16 protein-coding genes and 1 pseudogene are annotated in these 16,554 nt (G+C 55.6%); 4 read left to right on the top strand and 13 right to left on the bottom strand.

The window, feature by feature from the left end; genetic code table 11:
- From C4S74_RS16920 to C4S74_RS16880, 8 genes are all read right to left on the bottom strand, one after another.
- Complete coding sequence (locus C4S74_RS16920) at positions 1 to 552, bottom strand: DUF402 domain-containing protein (RefSeq protein WP_103996472.1); 552 nt, start codon at positions 550 to 552, stop codon at positions 1 to 3.
- A gap of 289 nt (positions 553 to 841) precedes the next feature.
- Positions 842 to 1,273, bottom strand: a complete 432-nt coding sequence (locus C4S74_RS16915) for a GNAT family N-acetyltransferase (protein WP_103996524.1) — start codon at positions 1,271 to 1,273, stop codon at positions 842 to 844.
- Between the two features lie 396 nt (positions 1,274 to 1,669).
- Positions 1,670 to 2,992 carry a 6-phospho-beta-glucosidase gene (locus tag C4S74_RS16905; RefSeq protein ID WP_103996470.1) on the bottom strand — a complete coding sequence of 441 codons (1,323 nt, stop codon included), beginning with the start codon at positions 2,990 to 2,992 and terminating at the stop codon, positions 1,670 to 1,672.
- Positions 2,993 to 3,015: 23 nt separating this feature from the next.
- Positions 3,016 to 3,978, bottom strand: coding sequence for an N-acetylglucosamine kinase (locus C4S74_RS16900; protein WP_103996469.1), 963 nt, complete (start codon positions 3,976 to 3,978; stop codon positions 3,016 to 3,018).
- A gap of 54 nt (positions 3,979 to 4,032) precedes the next feature.
- Positions 4,033 to 5,061, bottom strand: a complete 1,029-nt coding sequence (locus tag C4S74_RS16895) for a LacI family DNA-binding transcriptional regulator (protein ID WP_103996468.1) — start codon at positions 5,059 to 5,061, stop codon at positions 4,033 to 4,035.
- 63 nt (positions 5,062 to 5,124) lie between these two features.
- The gene (locus C4S74_RS16890) at positions 5,125 to 6,504 is read right to left on the bottom strand and encodes an ABC transporter substrate-binding protein (protein WP_103996467.1); all 1,380 of its coding nucleotides are present in this window, start codon (positions 6,502 to 6,504) and stop codon (positions 5,125 to 5,127) included.
- A gap of 31 nt (positions 6,505 to 6,535) precedes the next feature.
- On the bottom strand, positions 6,536 to 7,420 hold the full coding sequence (locus C4S74_RS16885) for a carbohydrate ABC transporter permease (RefSeq protein ID WP_103996466.1): 885 nt from the start codon (positions 7,418 to 7,420) through the stop codon (positions 6,536 to 6,538).
- Entirely contained in the window at positions 7,417 to 8,310 is an 894-nt protein-coding gene (locus C4S74_RS16880; protein ID WP_103996465.1) for a carbohydrate ABC transporter permease, read from the bottom strand. The genes C4S74_RS16885 and C4S74_RS16880 overlap by 4 nt, the downstream gene beginning before the upstream one ends.
- 417 nt (positions 8,311 to 8,727) lie before the next feature.
- Here C4S74_RS16880 and C4S74_RS16875 point away from each other — a divergent pair, with 417 nt between their 5' ends.
- From C4S74_RS16875 to C4S74_RS26625, 3 genes are all read left to right on the top strand, one after another.
- On the top strand, positions 8,728 to 8,916 hold the full coding sequence (locus C4S74_RS16875; RefSeq protein ID WP_103996464.1) for a hypothetical protein: 189 nt from the start codon (positions 8,728 to 8,730) through the stop codon (positions 8,914 to 8,916).
- 94 nt (positions 8,917 to 9,010) lie between these two features.
- On the top strand, positions 9,011 to 9,625 hold the full coding sequence (locus C4S74_RS16870; RefSeq protein WP_009676925.1) for a superoxide dismutase: 615 nt from the start codon (positions 9,011 to 9,013) through the stop codon (positions 9,623 to 9,625).
- Positions 9,626 to 9,704: 79 nt separating this feature from the next.
- On the top strand, positions 9,705 to 9,872 hold the full coding sequence (locus tag C4S74_RS26625; RefSeq protein WP_181024452.1) for a hypothetical protein: 168 nt from the start codon (positions 9,705 to 9,707) through the stop codon (positions 9,870 to 9,872).
- Between the two features lie 104 nt (positions 9,873 to 9,976).
- Here C4S74_RS26625 and mutY read toward each other — a convergent pair whose 3' ends face one another.
- Complete coding sequence (gene mutY / locus C4S74_RS16865) at positions 9,977 to 11,272, bottom strand: A/G-specific adenine glycosylase (protein WP_103996523.1); 1,296 nt, start codon at positions 11,270 to 11,272, stop codon at positions 9,977 to 9,979.
- 307 nt (positions 11,273 to 11,579) lie between these two features.
- Here mutY and C4S74_RS16860 point away from each other — a divergent pair, with 307 nt between their 5' ends.
- Positions 11,580 to 12,134: a hypothetical protein gene (locus tag C4S74_RS16860; RefSeq protein ID WP_103996463.1), complete on the top strand. Its 555-nt coding sequence runs from the start codon at positions 11,580 to 11,582 to the stop codon at positions 12,132 to 12,134.
- A gap of 347 nt (positions 12,135 to 12,481) precedes the next feature.
- On the opposite strand, the gene acpS is transcribed toward C4S74_RS16860, so the two are convergent.
- The 4 genes and pseudogenes from acpS to C4S74_RS16845 form a co-directional block, all read right to left on the bottom strand.
- Positions 12,482 to 12,868: a holo-ACP synthase gene (gene acpS, locus C4S74_RS16855; RefSeq protein WP_103996462.1), complete on the bottom strand. Its 387-nt coding sequence runs from the start codon at positions 12,866 to 12,868 to the stop codon at positions 12,482 to 12,484.
- A gap of 470 nt (positions 12,869 to 13,338) precedes the next feature.
- Positions 13,339 to 14,148, bottom strand: a complete 810-nt coding sequence (gene nadE / locus C4S74_RS16850) for an ammonia-dependent NAD(+) synthetase (protein ID WP_103996461.1) — start codon at positions 14,146 to 14,148, stop codon at positions 13,339 to 13,341.
- A 133-nt stretch (positions 14,149 to 14,281) separates the two neighbouring features.
- Positions 14,282 to 14,893: a cellulose binding domain-containing protein gene (locus tag C4S74_RS27260; RefSeq protein WP_374755406.1), complete on the bottom strand. Its 612-nt coding sequence runs from the start codon at positions 14,891 to 14,893 to the stop codon at positions 14,282 to 14,284.
- Positions 14,894 to 14,905: 12 nt separating this feature from the next.
- Positions 14,906 to 16,543: pseudogene (locus C4S74_RS16845) on the bottom strand (glycosyl hydrolase family 18 protein); the annotation flags it as partial.
- Between the last annotated feature and the right edge of the window lie 11 nt (positions 16,544 to 16,554).

Below are 16,554 nucleotides of genomic sequence, written 5' to 3'. Positions count from 1 at the left end.
TTAAGCCTCCGTTTCCCTGTCTTTCCACAGCTGATAGTACCGGCGGACGCTTTCGTCTCCGAACGGTGCGTCCTGTTTGCCGATCCGCTTCAGCAGGGCGTCCAGCCCCGCCTTCACTTTCGACTCGACCAGCGGAGTATACCTGTACAGCGCCTTATGCTGTTCGTACTCCTCCCGGTCCACGACATGAACGTCGCCTCCGGCCATCCGGATCACATCCAGATCGTAATCGATGTAGGTGATGACGCTGCCCGCCCGGTAAAACGGGGAGGCCACGTTGCAGTAGTAGCGCACGCCCCCTTCCTCAAGAAGAGCGACGATATTGTACCATTCCCCCGGAATAAAAAAAGAGACGCCCGGAATCCGGCTTGTCCATTCCTTCCCGTCCGCTTCCTGGATCTTCGTCTGGTTGTTGATAAACACGTACATGTTTTCTCTCTGGTGTTCGGGATGGAGCTCGTGCCGGGGCACTTTCCAGTTCTCCAGCCACATCCGGTGCAGGTGACCGTCGTGCTTAAAGCTCTTAATGACAAAATGCTCGAAAGATTCCATTAAAATTGCCCCTCTATATAAACCGTCTCATCCGGCGAATGCAGCTTATGCTCATAAATTCATTATAATTGTCGGTCAGTTAAAATTCGAATAGGTTAAAAACGGTTGAAACGGAATTGCCGGTACCCGCGTAGAAAAACTAAACGCAGCGACTAAAAAAGCTCCCTACGGAGCCCGTTCTTCCCGGCAAAAAAAGAAGTGGTTACAATAAAAGCATACCTTCCTCCCGGGAGCGGAGCCTGTCCGCCAGCGACAAAAAGATATGCCTTCATTATACTATAATTGACCCCTACATGCTTGCTTTCTTTACAATGCTGAGCCGGTTTGCCGTTCTCGTAAAATCGGAGTGATTGTATCCCGCCGACTCGTAAACAGGCAGCACCATTTCATTGTGATGATCGACTGTGACAAGAATGCGTTTAACCTTACGCTGCATAAAACGCTGCTTCATTCCTTCAATCAAAGCCTTGCCGATTCCCTTGCGGCGATGCCCGGGTGCAACTGCCAGACGGTAATAGTATCCTTTGTTGTCATCGATGGTTCCGATTACCATACCGACCAGCTCATCCTGCTCTTCCGCAACCAACACTAATTCGCCGTCCCACGACAGCTGCTTGGCAAAAGCCTGCATCGTTTCCTTGTAACAAGGATCGCTGAGCGCTTCCTGAAGCAGATCGGAGATCAGGCTGTAATCAGACAATCGAAAAGAACGAACACGCATGAGGTCCACTCCCACAATATCAATTTTTCGGTGTAAAAATAATTTTACGACAAAAAACGCCGAAAATCCTCCCTTTTTTTCAAAAAACACCGGCTTTTCTTAATAAATCTCTTGAAAGCGCTTAATAGGAAGCGTTTACATGTGTTTTTGTGCTTTTTTTCGCCTAAAAAGTCCTTCTTCTTCCAGCAGTTTCATAGGGCCTTCAACCTGAGAGGAACCTATCGGGCCTCTCTTTCTTCCGTTCAACCCGAAGCATTTTCGAAGAATAGCTGCCGCCTGCGCACAAAAAAACCGCCGGGTTCTCCCGGCGGTTCATTCGCATCATTCCATCAGCGGAATTTTCTGTTCGATTTTCAATCGTTCTTTTTTGCCGGCAATCATTAGGGGCATAAAAAGTTAAACGTTCGAATGTTCGGCGGCGGGAAAGAAATTGGGCAGATACGCGCGGTTCTGCTCCAGCATTTCGTCCAGCATTTTTTCGGCCGTATTGACCGAGGAAATGAGCGGGTGATGGGCAAGCGCCTGAAGGGCGATGCTTCTATCTCCCGTAACGGCCGCCTCGATCGCGAGGATTTCGTACGTTTTCACGGCATGGATCAAGCCTTTGATCGCTTCAGGCACGCGGGTTACCGCAACCGGGATCGGTCCCTGGCGGGTTACCACACAGTTTACCTCGATGCTGGACTCGTTCGGAAGGAAGTCCAGTATGCCGTCGTTGCGCACGTTCAGGGTCTGAATGTCCCTTGTGTCATTATAAAGGGAACACATCAGGTTAACCGCAGCTTCGGAATAGTAAGCTCCGCCGCGCTTTTCCAGCTGCTTCGGCTTCTCGGCCAGGTCCGGGTCCTTGTAGAGCTCGAAAAGCTCGTCTTCGACCCGCTTGACGACCTCGGCGCGCGTGCCGTCCTTCTTCGACGCCTCGATTTGTTCTTCCAGCATTTCATCCTTCAGGTAGAAATACTTGAGATAGTAGGAAGGCACCGCGCCCAGACCGCGGATAAAGCTTGCGTTCCATTCCATCTGAGGCACGTTTTTGGCGGAATATCTGCTGCCGCTGCCGACGAGCTCCTCCAGCTTCGATTCCCCGTTCACGGTAATCTGTGTGATCCAGTGAAGGTGATTGAGGCCGACGAACTCGGTATAAATGCTCGACGCCGGGACGTCGTATTCTTTCATCAGCCATTTGTGCATGCCGATCGGAGCGTTGCAGAGGCCGATCGATTTGATGGAGCTGTATTTGGAGATTGCCTCCGTCACCATGCCGGCCGGATTCGTAAAGTTGAGCAGCCACGCGTCTGGGCACAATTCTTCCATGTCGCGGCAGATGTCGAGCAGGACCGGTATCGTCCGGAACGCCTTCATCATGCCTCCCGGCCCGGTCGTTTCCTGGCCGATAACGCCGTATTTCAACGGGATGGACTCATCCCAGGCGCGGGCTTCGAGCATGCCGACACGCATCTGCGTAGAGACGAAGTCTGCGCCCGGCAGAGCTTCCCGGCGGTCCAGCGTCAGATGAACCTGGATCGGCAGACCGGATTTCTCGACCATGCGCTTTGCCAGGCTGCCCACGATGTTCAGCTTCCATTCGCCTTGCGGGATATCGACGAGCCAAATTTCGCGAATCGGCAGCTTGTCGTAATTCAAAATAAATCCTTCCACGATTTCCGGTGTATAAGAGGAACCCCCACCGATGACGACGATTTTCAAGCTTTTGTCCATCTCTCTCACTCCCCGATTTTAATTTACATCTTTAACTGTTTCAGTTTTGCGCTGACTTCCTCGCTGACCGTCAGGCCGCCGCGCTCCATCGCAAGCAGGACGGAACCCACTACCGGCTCGGCGTCCAGCCGGCGGATCGTGCTTGCCGGAGCCGCTTTCTTCGCCGCGTCTACGATGTATTTCTCGATGTAGTCGCCGTTTCCGCGCATCAGCACGCTGCCGGCGAGCACAACGTCGAACTCTTCTTCGGCCATGCCGAGCTTGTTCACGATCGCTTTGACCGAGAGGCCGATTTCCTCGCCCTGCTCCTTCAATATATCGCGGGCCACCCCATCCCCCTGGCCTGCGGCCGTGAAGAGCAGTTTCGCGAGCTCCAGCGGAACGGACTTGTTATGGTCGAGAAAATCGTGAAACATGTCCCCGACCGTTTCGTAGCCGAGCTGCTCCAGAACCAGTCCCGTCAGCAGGGTCTGCTCTCCCCGTCCGTCCCAGGCGCGGACGACCGAGCGGAACGCTTCGACGGCAAGGCCGCCCCCGCCGCCGAAGTCGCCGTACATGTAGGTGAAGCCGCCGCACTGGTAGGCTTCGCCCTGCCGGTTCATGCCCGAGCAGTTCACGCCGGTGCCGCAGATGGCGACGACGCCGTAAGGCTTCGTCGTGCCCGCCCGCATGGCGACGATAGTATCGCAGGCGAGATCCCAGTTCGCGAAGCCGATCGGCTCCAGGAGCTTCCGCAGAATGCGGAAGTCGATCTCGCGGTCCGCCCCCGCCAGACCGAAGTAGGCGAATGCGATATCCGCTTTCGTCAGGCCCGCCTCGCGGAGCGCCTCGTCCACGGCGGCGCCGATGCTTGCGGCCGCCCGGTCGTGATGAATTTGATGATTCCCCATGCCGCTTCTGCCGGTACCGACCACCCGGCCGGTTTCATCGGCGATAACCGCATAGGTTTTGCTGCCTCCGGCATCCATACCCAAATAATAGTTCACAGTTCTCCATCTCCCGTTTCAAGCGATTGTTCTTCTATTTCACAGCTCCTGTTTTTATCTATCTATTTCGATTGTTCTGCCGTCCGGAGACGCCGTGGATTCACGCACGATCAATTGCGGCTCCAGCTTCACCGAAGCATTCCGTTTCTGCGTGCCGTTCACGATCTTGAGCAGCAGCTTCACCGCCTCCTGGGCCATCCCCTCGGACGGCTGACGGACTGTCGTCAGCCTGGGATGTATAGCCGACGAGAAGGCTTGGTCATCGTAACCGATGACGGAAAGATCGCGCGGCACGTGAAGTCCCGCGTCGCGGAAGGCCTCAATTACGCCCAGCGCGATGAAATCGTCGGCGGCGAATACGGCCGTCGGCCTACCGCCCTCCGCCAGCCAGCTCTTGGCGATATCGAAACCGCTTCGGATGTCGAAATCCGAATCCACCAAAAGAAACGGGGGATGCCCGGCTTCCGCCATGGCATCGATATAGCCCCGTTTCCGCTCCCGCGCGCTCCGGTAAAGGTCGGGACCCGCGATATGCGCGATTTTGGTGTGTCCGAGACTCAGCAGGTGGCGCGTCGCCTCCAGTCCGCCCATATAGTTATCGACGTTAACGACGGAGGCGCTCATGTCTTCCTGCTGGTTATCCACCAGAACAAATGGGATCTTTTTCCTCTTCAACTCCAGGACGTCGTTTTCCTCCTTAAGAGGAGAAAGTACGATAATTCCGTCCACCCTGTCTTCCTGATACAGAAAGTTGCTGCCTTCGCCCCAGTCGGATTCGCTCGTGTCCGGTCCGATGGACAGCGCCAGGAAATAGCCGTGCTCCTTCAGCGCGTCGTTCACGCACTTGACGATCCCGTCGAACAGGGAATCCTGCAGTGTCGTAAGCGTAAGACCGATTACGCCCGTCTTCCCTCTGGCGAGGCTCCTTGCGGCCGAATTGGGCCGGTAATCGAGCTCCTTGATGGCCTGGCGCACTTTCTGCCGGTTGTTTTCCCTCACCGTAGGCGAGTCGTTCAGAACGCGGGAGACGGTGACCACCGATACTCCCGCTCTTTTTGCTACGTCAAATATGCTTATTTTCATCCAATCGAACTCCCAACGTCGGAATCCCACCATGCAGCGGGGCTGGTCAAGAGTCCGACTGTGTTATTTTTTCTGCCTTTTCGCCAAAACGTCGTTAATGTGCTTCTCCAGATCCGGCATCACTTCGTCGACCGATTTTTTGCCGTTCTCGATCGGCTCCATCTCGTTTTTGATGATCGTGTTAAGCTCCGCGTAACCCGGGATCATGTGATTCCAGGATTCCACGCCGTACTTCAGACCGCCCTCGTACACGTTCTTCAGGTCCTTCGGATCGATATTCTGGAAATAGCTGAAATACTTCTCGGCCGCTTGCGAGTTCGACGGCGGCGTGCCTCCGCTAAGCTCGACCGCTTTCTCCTGCGTTTCCTTGGAAAGCTGGAATTTGATCCACTCCAATGCTTCTTTCGGATGCTTGGAGTCTTTAAGGATGAACAGGGGATCGACGAACAGCACGTCTCTCGCCTTCTCGTTCTTGCCGGCCGGGACGGCGGCTACGCCGACTTTAAACCCGAAATCGTTGGAGCCGGCAAGCAGCCAGGCGCCGCCGACGGACATCGCCACTTTGCCTGCGGCAAACGGATCTCCGCCTTCGCCCGCGACAGCTTTGGTCGTAACGGGATCGATCATGCTCTTGTCTTTGTGCATCATGTCGAAAATCGTGCGGTAAGCTTCCTTCACTTCGGGCGAATTAAACTTGGAAACCTCCGGGTTGCCCCCGTTCTTCGTAAACGTTTCTTCCGGATACGGGCTGGCACCGAAATAAAGCGGTCTCATATCTCTTTCGGACCATCCCCAATCGATGCCGTACTGGGTATCGTTCAGGTTTTTCGATATTTTAGTCAGCTTCTTGGCATTCTCCTGCATCTTCTCGAACGTCCACGATTTGTCTTCATAATCGGACGGAGGGTACGGAATTCCTGCCTTGTCAAACATATCCTTATTATATACGAGAACGGATACGTAACTATAGACAGGAATGCCATAAGTTTTGCCATTGACTTTGTAGATATCCATCAAATGGTCTGAAATCCCATAATCGGAAGCTTTGAAATTGTCTTCTTTCAGGAGATCCGTGATGTCGCGAACCAAGCCTTTGTTGTAATATTCGGCGAAGCCCGCATCTCCCCAGTGGGAAGTCACGTCCGGGGAGTTGCCCGCTGCCACCATGCTCTGCAGCTTCGACTCGAACTGTTCGTAAGGAGCCTTGACCACCTTAACCTTGATATTGGGGAACTTCTTCTCGAATTCCGGAATGAGCTGCTCCACGTAGGCTTTGTCCGGCGCATCCTGGGTGTAATGGGTGATCGTTACGGGTTCCCCGGACTTGCCGGAACCGTCCGTTCCCTCGGTCTTCTTGTCTCCCCCGGAACAGCCTGCCAGCGTTACCGACGCCGCCAATATGGCCGCGAGTGTCATATGATACGGTTTTCTAGTCATCCACATTTCAGGTAGACCTCCTTATAGTTTCCCTCTCTTATTTCACACCCGTCAGCACGATGCTTTGTACGAAGTAGCGCTGCGCGACGGAGAACAAAACCAGAATCGGTACCAGCGCCAGCAAAGATGCGGCCATAACGACGTTCCAGGAAGGAGGGCGCGTGGTCGAGGACACCATGCCGGCCATGCCGATCGGCAGAGTGAACTTCTCGGTCGAGTTCAGATAAAGCACCTGCCCGAGCAGGTCGTTCCAGCTCCAGATGAAGGAGAAAATGGCGACGGTCGCCAAGGCCGGACCCGACAGCGGAAGCGCGATGCTCCACCACTGGCGGAGCTCCGAACAGCCGTCGACCTTGGCCGCTTCGAAAAGTTCATTGCTCAGAGAGGTATAGAACTGCCTGAGCAGGAATATAAAATAGGCGGAGCCCAGGAAAGCGGGAACGATCAGCGGCAGGAACGTATCGATCCAGCCCAGTTCCTTGAACAGGATGAACTGCGGGATCATGACGGCCGGGTAGGGCAGCATCATCGTAGCCAGCAGAAAAGCGAAAAGGGCGTCCTTGCCCTTCGCCCGGTACCGCGAAAAGCCGTAGGCGACCAGTGCGGAGGAAAGCACCGTGCCGATCACCGTCATAATGCCGATGAGCAGGCTGTTCTGATACCAGTTAAGAAAATCGAGCTCGAACAATTTCTTGAAATTTTCCGTTACGAATTTATCCGGTATGATCGTGGGCGGGAATCTCAGCGACTCCGCCCGCGTCTTGAAAGCCGTGGACAGCATATGGACCGACGGCAAAATCATCAGAACCGACAGGACGATCAGCATGGCGAAGACGCACCAGTCGAACCATGTTCTGCGTCCAGCCTTCAATCTGGAAGGTTTAAAGGCCCTCGCGGGCTGTGTAGGAACCGTGCTGCTCAAACTCCGTCTCCCCCTTCGTAATGAACGAATCGTTTAGAGCCTTTCATAATAAGCAGGGCAAGAACCATGACGACGATCAGCAGCAGCCAGGCCATCGCGGAAGCATAGCCCATTTTGAAGTTCTTGAAGGCGTTCTGATACAGGTAATACACATAGAACATCGTCGAATAGTTCGGTCCGCCCTTGGTCATGATGAACGCTTGGGTAAAGACCTGGAAAGATTCGATCAGACTCATGATCAGCTGAAAAAGGAACACGGGCGAGATCATCGGCAGCGTAATGTGCCAGAAGGAGCGCAGACGCGTTACTCCGTCCAGTTCGGCCGCTTCGTACAGACTTGGCGGAACGCTTTGCAGACCCGCCAGGAAGATGACCATCCCCCCGCCTACCGTCCACAGCGACATGAGCACGAGGGCGAAGATGGCCCACTTCTCGTCGAACAGCCAAAGCGGTCCGGGCAGCCCCAGCAGGCTGAGTCCCTGGTTGAGCAGCCCGCTCTGCGGATTGAAAATCCACATCCAGATCAGAGCCATGGCCACACCCGAAATCATGCTCGGGAAATACATGACCGTCCGGAAAAAACCTTTGAACGGGACTTTCTGATTAAGCAGGAGCGCAAAAAGAAGCGAAAGCCCCAGCTGAATCGGAACGCTCAGCAGCGTATACCTTACGGTAGCCCAAATGGAAATCCAGAAGATATCATCGTGGAACAAATCGACGTAGTTCTGGAAGCCGACCCATTTCGGAGGATTCACGATGTCGTACTCGGTAAAACTGTAATAAGCTGATGATACGATGGGATACAGGGCAAACAGAACAGCTCCGATCAGCCAAGGTGAAATGAAGATGTAAAACCAGAGCGTTTGGTGCCTTGCCGTTTTGGTTCTCATGGCATCCTTCCTTTCGAAAGTTAAAACGCTTTAATTTTAGCCTAAAAATAAAAGACATGATTTCCATATAAACCGATTCGGATTTCTGGATATTATGCCCATTTTTCAGCCTAAAACCTCTTAAACCACTTCAAATTCATCTTCTGTCATCCGTGTCAGCTTGTTCATCAAAATTAAAAGGGTTTAACTTTTATAGTTTTAAGATAAACGCTTTCATGCGGGGTGTCAATCCCCTATTTGCTTTCACAAGCAAAAATGTACAGCGCTTACAAGTCAAATTTTATGTAAAACTTTGTGCTTACCGGCTCTTCTATATGACACCTATGTCTTCTTTACATCTTCCAGACCCCTTCTTGCAGAAAATTTCTGATAATAACTCCGGTTTCCGGTCATTCTTAATAAAAGGAGGTGAAAAAAATGGCACAGCAGGAAAGACGGCATCTGCACGAATTGAGTTCACTGGACGCTTCCGCCTGGGATGAAGATGAATTATCTTATCACCACTCGGTGATGAGCGAGCTGTCTCCCTGGCTCAACGCACAGGGTACGGCTATACATGCGCAGGTCATCCGGGAGATCGAAAGAAGGCGGGAGAGTATGGTCTAACCGACTTAATATACATAAATGTTGATTTACTATCAAAAATCGTCTTATAATAAACAGGTAAGTGTTAACATATCGCTTAGGAGGTATTTAAATCATGGCACATCAATTACCGGCTCTACCTTACCCGAATAACGCACTGGAACCGCACATCGACGCAACAACGATGGAAATTCACCACGACCGTCATCACAACACATACGTAACGAACCTGAACGCGGCACTTGAAGGCCATGCCGACCTTCAAAACAAATCCCTGGAAGACCTGATCAGCGATCTGAACAGCATTCCGGAAGCGATCCGCACTGCAGTACGCAACAACGGCGGCGGACACGCCAACCACTCCCTCTTCTGGGAAACTATCGCTCCTAACGCCGGCGGTCAGCCTACCGGCGCTTTGGCTCAAGCTATCGACAGCGAGCTGGGCGGTTTTGATAAATTCAAAGAAGACTTCGCCAAAGCGGCGACTACCCGTTTCGGCAGCGGCTGGGCTTGGCTTGCTCTGGGCAAAGACGGCCAGCTGAAAGTATACAGCCTGCCTAACCAGGACAGCCCGCTCTTCGAAGGCGACACTCCGCTTCTCGGACTGGACGTATGGGAGCACGCTTACTACCTGAAATACCAAAACAAACGTCCGGACTACATCTCCGCTTTCTGGAACGTTGTTAACTGGGATGCCGTTAACAAGCGTTACGAAGCAGCTAAGAAATAATTCCGGTATACGCAAGACGCCCTCCTCAGGCGATAAGCCTGGGAGGGCGTCTTTTTTTATAGGCGGCTGTATGTTGTTTATGAAATTTCGCCTGCAAGGCATAAAGGCTGTCTGCCTTTCCGGGCGGCGCGTTCTTCGCACCTTGCGCAGCAGAGCCGGAGCGGACAAGCAGTGCAAAGAAGAACCGGCTGCCGTCGGGCGTGACGCTTCCGAACAGATCCGGAAGCGTTCGGGACGCCACGGCTAACGATCGATGCACCGAAGGAGCTGCGAAGGCACGGTTAGCGCCATTGTTCCCGCTTTACTTCCCTGTGATGCGCATTCAGACGGCAGCGGCCGGAAAGGCCGGGTTTACTTCCCCCAAATGCCCTGTTCCTCCGCGTACATCTTCAAGACGCGCAGGAACACGTTCGGGAACGCGTAGCGCTCCAGCTCCTCCGGCGACATCCAGCGGTAGCGGTAAGGCAGCTGTCCCGCGGGAGCGCCTCCCTCGCCGCCGAGCCGGCACCGGTACACCTTCATGTCCCAGTACAGATGGCTGAAGGTGTGGTTCGTATCGGCGATCCAGCCCTGCGGGAGCACGTCCACGTGCTCCTCCTCGGCCAGCGCGGCGCGCAGCTGCTCCATGCTGTACGCGTCGCCCGGCCAGGCTGCGGGAGCCTCGCTCCCCGCAGCGGCGGCTTTGCCGCGGCGGCCCCGCTTCGCCGGGCTGTCCGCGCCGGCGGAAGCTGCTGCGGCTTCATCCGCCGCAGCGAGAAGCGGCTCCGGCCCGCCAGCGGGGCCGGGAGGTTCCGCTGCCGCTAGAGCGCCGTGGACGCCGCCTTGGGCGGGCGTCCGCAGCTCTACGTGCGGCAGCTCCCACATGCAGGCGAGGAGGCCCTCCTGGGGCCGCTGGCGGATAAGAATCCGCCCGGCGTTCTCTCCCTCGCCCTCGATCAGGGCCACAAGCCGCCGCTCCGGCTTAGGCGGCTTGGCCTTGCTCTTCACCGGCAGGGTCTCTTCCCTGCCGGCAAGCCTGCCCGAGCAGTGGTCCATGACCGGGCAGGTCAGGCACTGCGGCGAGCGCGGGGTGCAAACCATGGCGCCGAGCTCCATCAGCGCCTGGTTGAAGTCCCCCGCGGAGCCTTCGGGGATGAGCTCGCGGGCCAGCCGCTCCATCCCCACTCTTGCGGCAGGCTTCGCGATATCTTCCTCGATGAGGAAGTAACGCGAAAGCACCCGCATGACGTTGCCGTCGACGGCGGGCTCCGGCTTGTTGTACGCGATGCTGAGTATCGCGCCCGACGTATACGGGCCTACCCCTCTGAGGGAGGAGATGTCCTCCTTCGTGTCCGGCACGATACCCCCGTAGCGCTCGTGGACCTCGCGTACGGCCTGCTGGAGGTTCCTCGCGCGGGAATAGTAGCCAAGCCCCTCCCACGCTTTCAGAACCTCATCCTCCGGAGCTTCGGCCAATGCCTCTACCGTCGGAAACAAATCGACGAAGCGGTGAAAATACGGAATCACCGTATCCACTCTCGTCTGCTGGAGCATCACTTCCGAAATCCATATATAGTACGGGTTGCGGCTGCGTCTCCAAGGGAGATCGCGGCGATGTATCAAATACCACGCCAACAAATTGGCGGAGAAAAATTGTTTTTGTTCCATCGGATATTCCACCGGCGGTGTTTTTTCCGTTTTGGATGCCGTTTTCGTTTTCTTCGGCTTTACCGGAACTCCTCCTTCTTCAGCCGATGCCGGCTCATTGAGTTCCTGCTGCCGTTCAAGCTCTGCCACCTGGATTCCCTCTCCTCTCCGGGGCTCACGTTTTGAACACCCACAACCTTTTATTATAAAGCAAATGAAGGGAGGATGGAACCGCCCGGCCTTTGCTTGTTTTTGCACGCCGAATTGGGTATTCTTGTCGTATTCGGACTTTTTCGGATGATTGGATTCGAGAACGGAGGTTGTACAAATGAAAGAAGCCCGAACGGCACCCGGCAGACCGGCCGTGATTCCTTCCGGTTTCCGCTGGCTCGCGCCTTATCTGGCTGTATGGGGCATTCAGGGAGTCGTCGCGGCGGCGGTCGATTTCTTTCAGGACTGGATCGATTTGGACTGGCTCGCTCAGGGAGTATTCGCGGCGGCCGTGCTTGCCAGCATCGCGGTTTGGGTAAAAACGCGCCGCAAATCCGGCGCCGCACGGGAAAGCTCCATCACTCTGGTTATGCTTGCCTTCCCCGCCGTTATGCTGATCGGCGCCGTGGCCGTGCTCGAATACGTGCAGGCTGTCGGCCCTTATTTCGTCGCTCTGCTGAGAGCGTTCCTGCTCTCGGTCGTATTCGTCCTGCTCGGAGCGGCCGCCGACCGCCGTCTCTTCTGGCTCGGCCTGTGGCTCTTCGCGCTTACGATCGTGATGGCCCTCTGGTATCTGGGCTACTCGGGCGTTATTTTGCAGGGGATGAGCGGGCTCAGCCTGCTTGTATGCGCCTGGTCCCTGACAAGGCCGCCGGCACCTGTAACGGGATAGCGCCGCAGGTTCTTGCAACCGTGTGTCGCGTAAGCCCTGCTTCGCGTGCCAAGCATTCCGCTTGGCCGCCGGCCCGGCTCAGACCGGTGTTTCATCATTGGGGAAAGGAACACGGAGCGTAGTGCGGCGCTCACCTCGTTTGCGGCCGCAAGCCGCATGTTATGCAGCCCTCCGGGCAAAGACTCAGGCAGCGCGCACAGCACGGACAGCTTCCGGTAACGGGCTGTCTTTTTTTTGCGTCTGAAAGTTACACGCCCCCCGCCCCTTGTACAGCGCGCAGCCGGCCGGCTTTGGCGCACGGACTGCAATCAGGAGAGCCGTCCGGCTATAGCTCGTCCTCTTCCCGGCTAGATCCGCTCGACAACCGCATAAGCCGCCGCCATCGTTTCCGTGTGCGTGATGCTCAAATGAACGACAACGTCCTGTCCGAGCCCCAGACGCTGCCTGGCCCCCTCGGATAAGAAGCAATGGGGCTTGCCCGCTTCGTCCGGAAGGACGCTGACGTCATGAAAACCCGCCTGACGGCCGATTCCGCACCCCAGCGCCTTCACCACAGCCTCTTTCGCGGCAAAACGCCCTGCCGTAAACTCGGCCAGCCTGCCCCTTTTTCCGGCCGCAAGCCGCTGTTCCTCTTCCGTTAAAATTCTCCGCATGAAGCGCTCGCCGCTCTCTTCCCGCAGAAGCCCCGCTACACGGGCGATGTCAACCATGTCCATTCCGACCCCGATAATCATCCGCACGCCTCCGTCACTCATCGTTATTTCGGTTCGTTCACCTTGCCTGATTGTGGCACGGCCATTCCGCAAGGTCAAGCCGGGACGTCCTGCCCTGCGCAAGAATGAGAAAGCCTTTCAAGACAACCGGCGTTGCTGTCCGGCCGGCATCATGCTGACCATCGCCATGTGACGCCGGACACCGCACGCTGGGAGCTTCGCGCGGTATAGAAGTGATTCGCTCCCGCTGCTGCTCCCGGACTCGCAGGGAGGCCGCAATGGCTTCGCTTGTGTCGATCTCCGCCGCAACTTGTTCCCCTCCGCTAAAAGAGTAACGGAATCACTCTCTTCCGTTCCTTTGTGAGCCGCGTGCATATGCCAAAGAAGCGGAAGAGCCCGGCTCCTCCGCTTCTTCATTCTCTTTTTACCGAAAAGAACGTTATCTCCGCTCCGATATGCACCGGCCGCGCAGGCTCTGTCCGAATCCTGATCTAGATGCCGGGAATGCTGTTGCGCTTATGTCTCGTCTTCATATAATGCTTCTCAAGCTTCTGCGCGGCTTCGGGATTAATCTCCTTGCCTTCCAGATAGTCGCTGTTATCCTCGTAGCTCACTCCGAGCTCCTTCTCATCCGTCTGTCCTTCCCATAGTCCGGCAGTCGGCGCTTTATGAAGGACGCTGTCCGGAACGCCCAGCCCGGCCGCCAGCGCGCGTACTTGACGCTTGTTGAGGGAGCTGAGCGGAGTGATATCGACCGCGCCGTCGCCCCACTTCGTAAAGAAGCCCGTGATCGCCTCGGAAGCATGGTCCGTACCGACGACGAGCAGGTTCATTTCGAAAGCGATGGCGTACTGGACGACCATCCGTGTTCTCGCTTTCACGTTCCCCTTGCCCTCTTTGCTCATATGGCGGGAGTCTCCCGCATTTTTCAAGCCGAATTCGACTTCGAGCGCAATTTCGTTCACCGCTTCTTCGATGTTGGTTTCCATGCGGTACTTAAGGTTAAAAGCATCCGCCGTCGCGTAGCTGTCATGAATATCTTCTTGGGTCCCGTACGGCTGGAAAACGCCGACCGTCTTATACTCTTTACCGCTCTCCTGCGTCAGCTCGTCCGTCGCTATTTTACACAGACCGGCGGCTACCGCGCTGTCGATGCCCCCGCTGATGGCGATGAGCAGACCGGATACGCCCGCCGTTTTTACATACTGCTTCAAAAAATCCACACGTTTACGGATTTCTTCCTGAACGTCTATCTGCGGTTTAACGCCAAGTTCCTGGATAATCTCCTGCTGCAGGCTCATTAAAAAAATCCTCCTTCTCCACACCTAAGGTTTGAACTTATATTACCACAAAGAAAACCGCCCCAACCACCAAAAGGATGGCCGGGACGGTTTATCATGTCAGATTACCTTACTCAAAAATCCGCGCAGCGTCTTAGCTGCCCGTTACGACAATGTTCGTCGGCTGGGCTTTAACAAGTCCGGCGCCTCCGAAAGTAACGGTTGCTCCGGGCTGAAGCGTGTTGTTCCAGCCGGCGCCTTTAATTACGAAATGGTTGTTGGCGGAGCTGACGATGGACGCATCCCAAACGGATGTGATGCTGCCCGTGTAGTCGAATTCCAGCTTCCAGTTCGTAATCGGGGTCGTACCCGTATTTTTGATGGAAAAGCTGAAGTTGTAGCCGGTACCCCAATCGCTCGTTACCGTGAAAGTCGGCTGAACCGGAGATCCGGGGTTCGTCGCAGGGTCCGTCGTAACGGATACGGCTGCAGGGGCGGAGACGTTGCCCGCCGCGTCCTTCGCTTTTACCGTGAACGTATAAGCCGTGTTCGGCGTAAGGTCGGTCACGTTGAGGCTTGTAGCCGTCGTGGAGACGGTTTTCGTGCCGTAAGTGACGTCATAGCCCGTAACGCCTACGTTATCCGTCGCCGCTGTCCAGCTCAGAGCCGCGCTGGTGGATGTTTTTCCGGTAGAGACAAGATTCGTTACCGCTGTCGGCGCCTGAGTATCCGGAGTTGTCGTTCCGCTCGCCGTCGTAACGGTCACGGAAGCCGGCGCGGAGACGTTGCCCGCCGCGTCCTTCGCTTTTACCGTGAACGTATAGGCAGTCTCGGCTGTCAGTCCCGTAATATTGGCCGTCGTTCCCGTCGCATTGACTTTCGTCGTGCCGTAGGACACTTCGTAACCGGCTACGCCGACGTTATCCGTTGCGGCCGTCCAGCTCAACGCTACGCTGGTCGCTGTTTTGCCGGTAGAGATCAGATTCGTAACCGCCGTCGGTGCCTGAGTATCCGGAGTTGCCGGAGTCTGAAGGTCCGCGGCTACTTTATCGAGCAGCTTGACGGTGCAGGAGAATTTCGGGCTGGTACGGCAATCGGAGCTGGTTTCCCAGAACATCGCTCCGGCCAGGCCCTTGCTTTTGATATAAGCCGTTTTGGCGGCAATGGATTGCGTGTCTTCATAAGAGATGAACGTGCCGCTCGTCGGGTTGAACAGATACGGCGTTTTGGTCGTGTCGTTCCAGTAGCGGGTGAAGCCGTTCTTGTTTACGTAGTTGGCCATGATATCGCCGTAATCGAACGTACCGCTGTTACCGGACGCCCAGTCGTCCCATGTGCCGGTCGGCAGAACGTTGCCGTCCCAGCCCCCTACGCAGGTCTGGTACTGGCCGTCATTGTTCGGTCCGGGAGGGCAGCCCTTCCAGCCCTTGCCGTAGAAAGGAAGACCGAGCACCAGCTTGTTGGCCGGAACGCCTGACTGGAAGTAAATGTCGATCGCGTCACTTGTGTTGAACTTCTTGATTTCGCCCGTGGACGGATCGTTCGGGTCCGGGTAGAGCGCCGCGTTATGGTTGGTCGACTTCTCCCAGCCGCCGTGGAAATCATATGTCATGATGTTGATCCAGTCGACGGTTTTGGCGATCTCGGAAAGCTCTGTGTTGTTCGCATACTTCTGGCTGGCGCCGGACGCGATGGTCAAGAGATATTTCTTGCCGTCCGCGGTTCCGGCCGCGTCCAGTTTCTCGCGGACCTTCTTGAGCAGAAGCGTGTAGTTCTGCTTATCCGCAGGGCTGTAAGTGTTGCCGGACAGACCGCCGGCTACCGGATACTCCCAGTCCAGATCCACGCCGTCGAAACCGTACGTGCGGATAAATTCGACCGCGGAATTGGCGAAAGTTTCGCGCGTCGCCGCACTCGCAGCCGTTTCCGAGAAACGGTTGGACCAAGTCCAGCCGCCCACGGAGATAAGCGTTTTGAGCGACGGATTCTTTTTCTTAAGGTCGCGCAGACCCGCGAAGTTGCCGCAAAGCGCCTTCTGGTCGCACTCCTCGTACGAGTAGCCGGCGTACGGCGTATTTACGTCCGCCCACGGTTCCCCGAGTACGATGGTTCCGTTCGGAACGGATTTAGACTGAAGAGGCACGTGAGAATCCGTACAAGACCACGTCTGCTTGTTAGGGCTGTCGGTCGAATTGTTGCCGTGCACCCCGCCCCAGCAAATATCCGCAAAGGCATAATTCAAATGAGTGATTTTGGAGCCGTCGATATCTTTAACTTGATAATTGCGGCCGTAAATTCCCCAGGAAGTAAAATACCCGACGATTTTGGACGGTTCGGCTGCCGAGACCCTGCCAGCGCCCGTGTTGAACAGAGGAAGCAGTGCCAGCAGGAGCGCAAAGAAGCTCAGCCAGGTCATTTTTATTTTTT

It is taken from the genome of Paenibacillus sp. UNC499MF, assembly GCF_900107975.1.
Classification (GTDB): Bacteria; Bacillota; Bacilli; order Paenibacillales; family NBRC-103111; genus Paenibacillus_F.
Note: the sequence above shows the minus strand (reverse complement) of the source record. Positions and strands in the feature narration are given on the sequence as shown.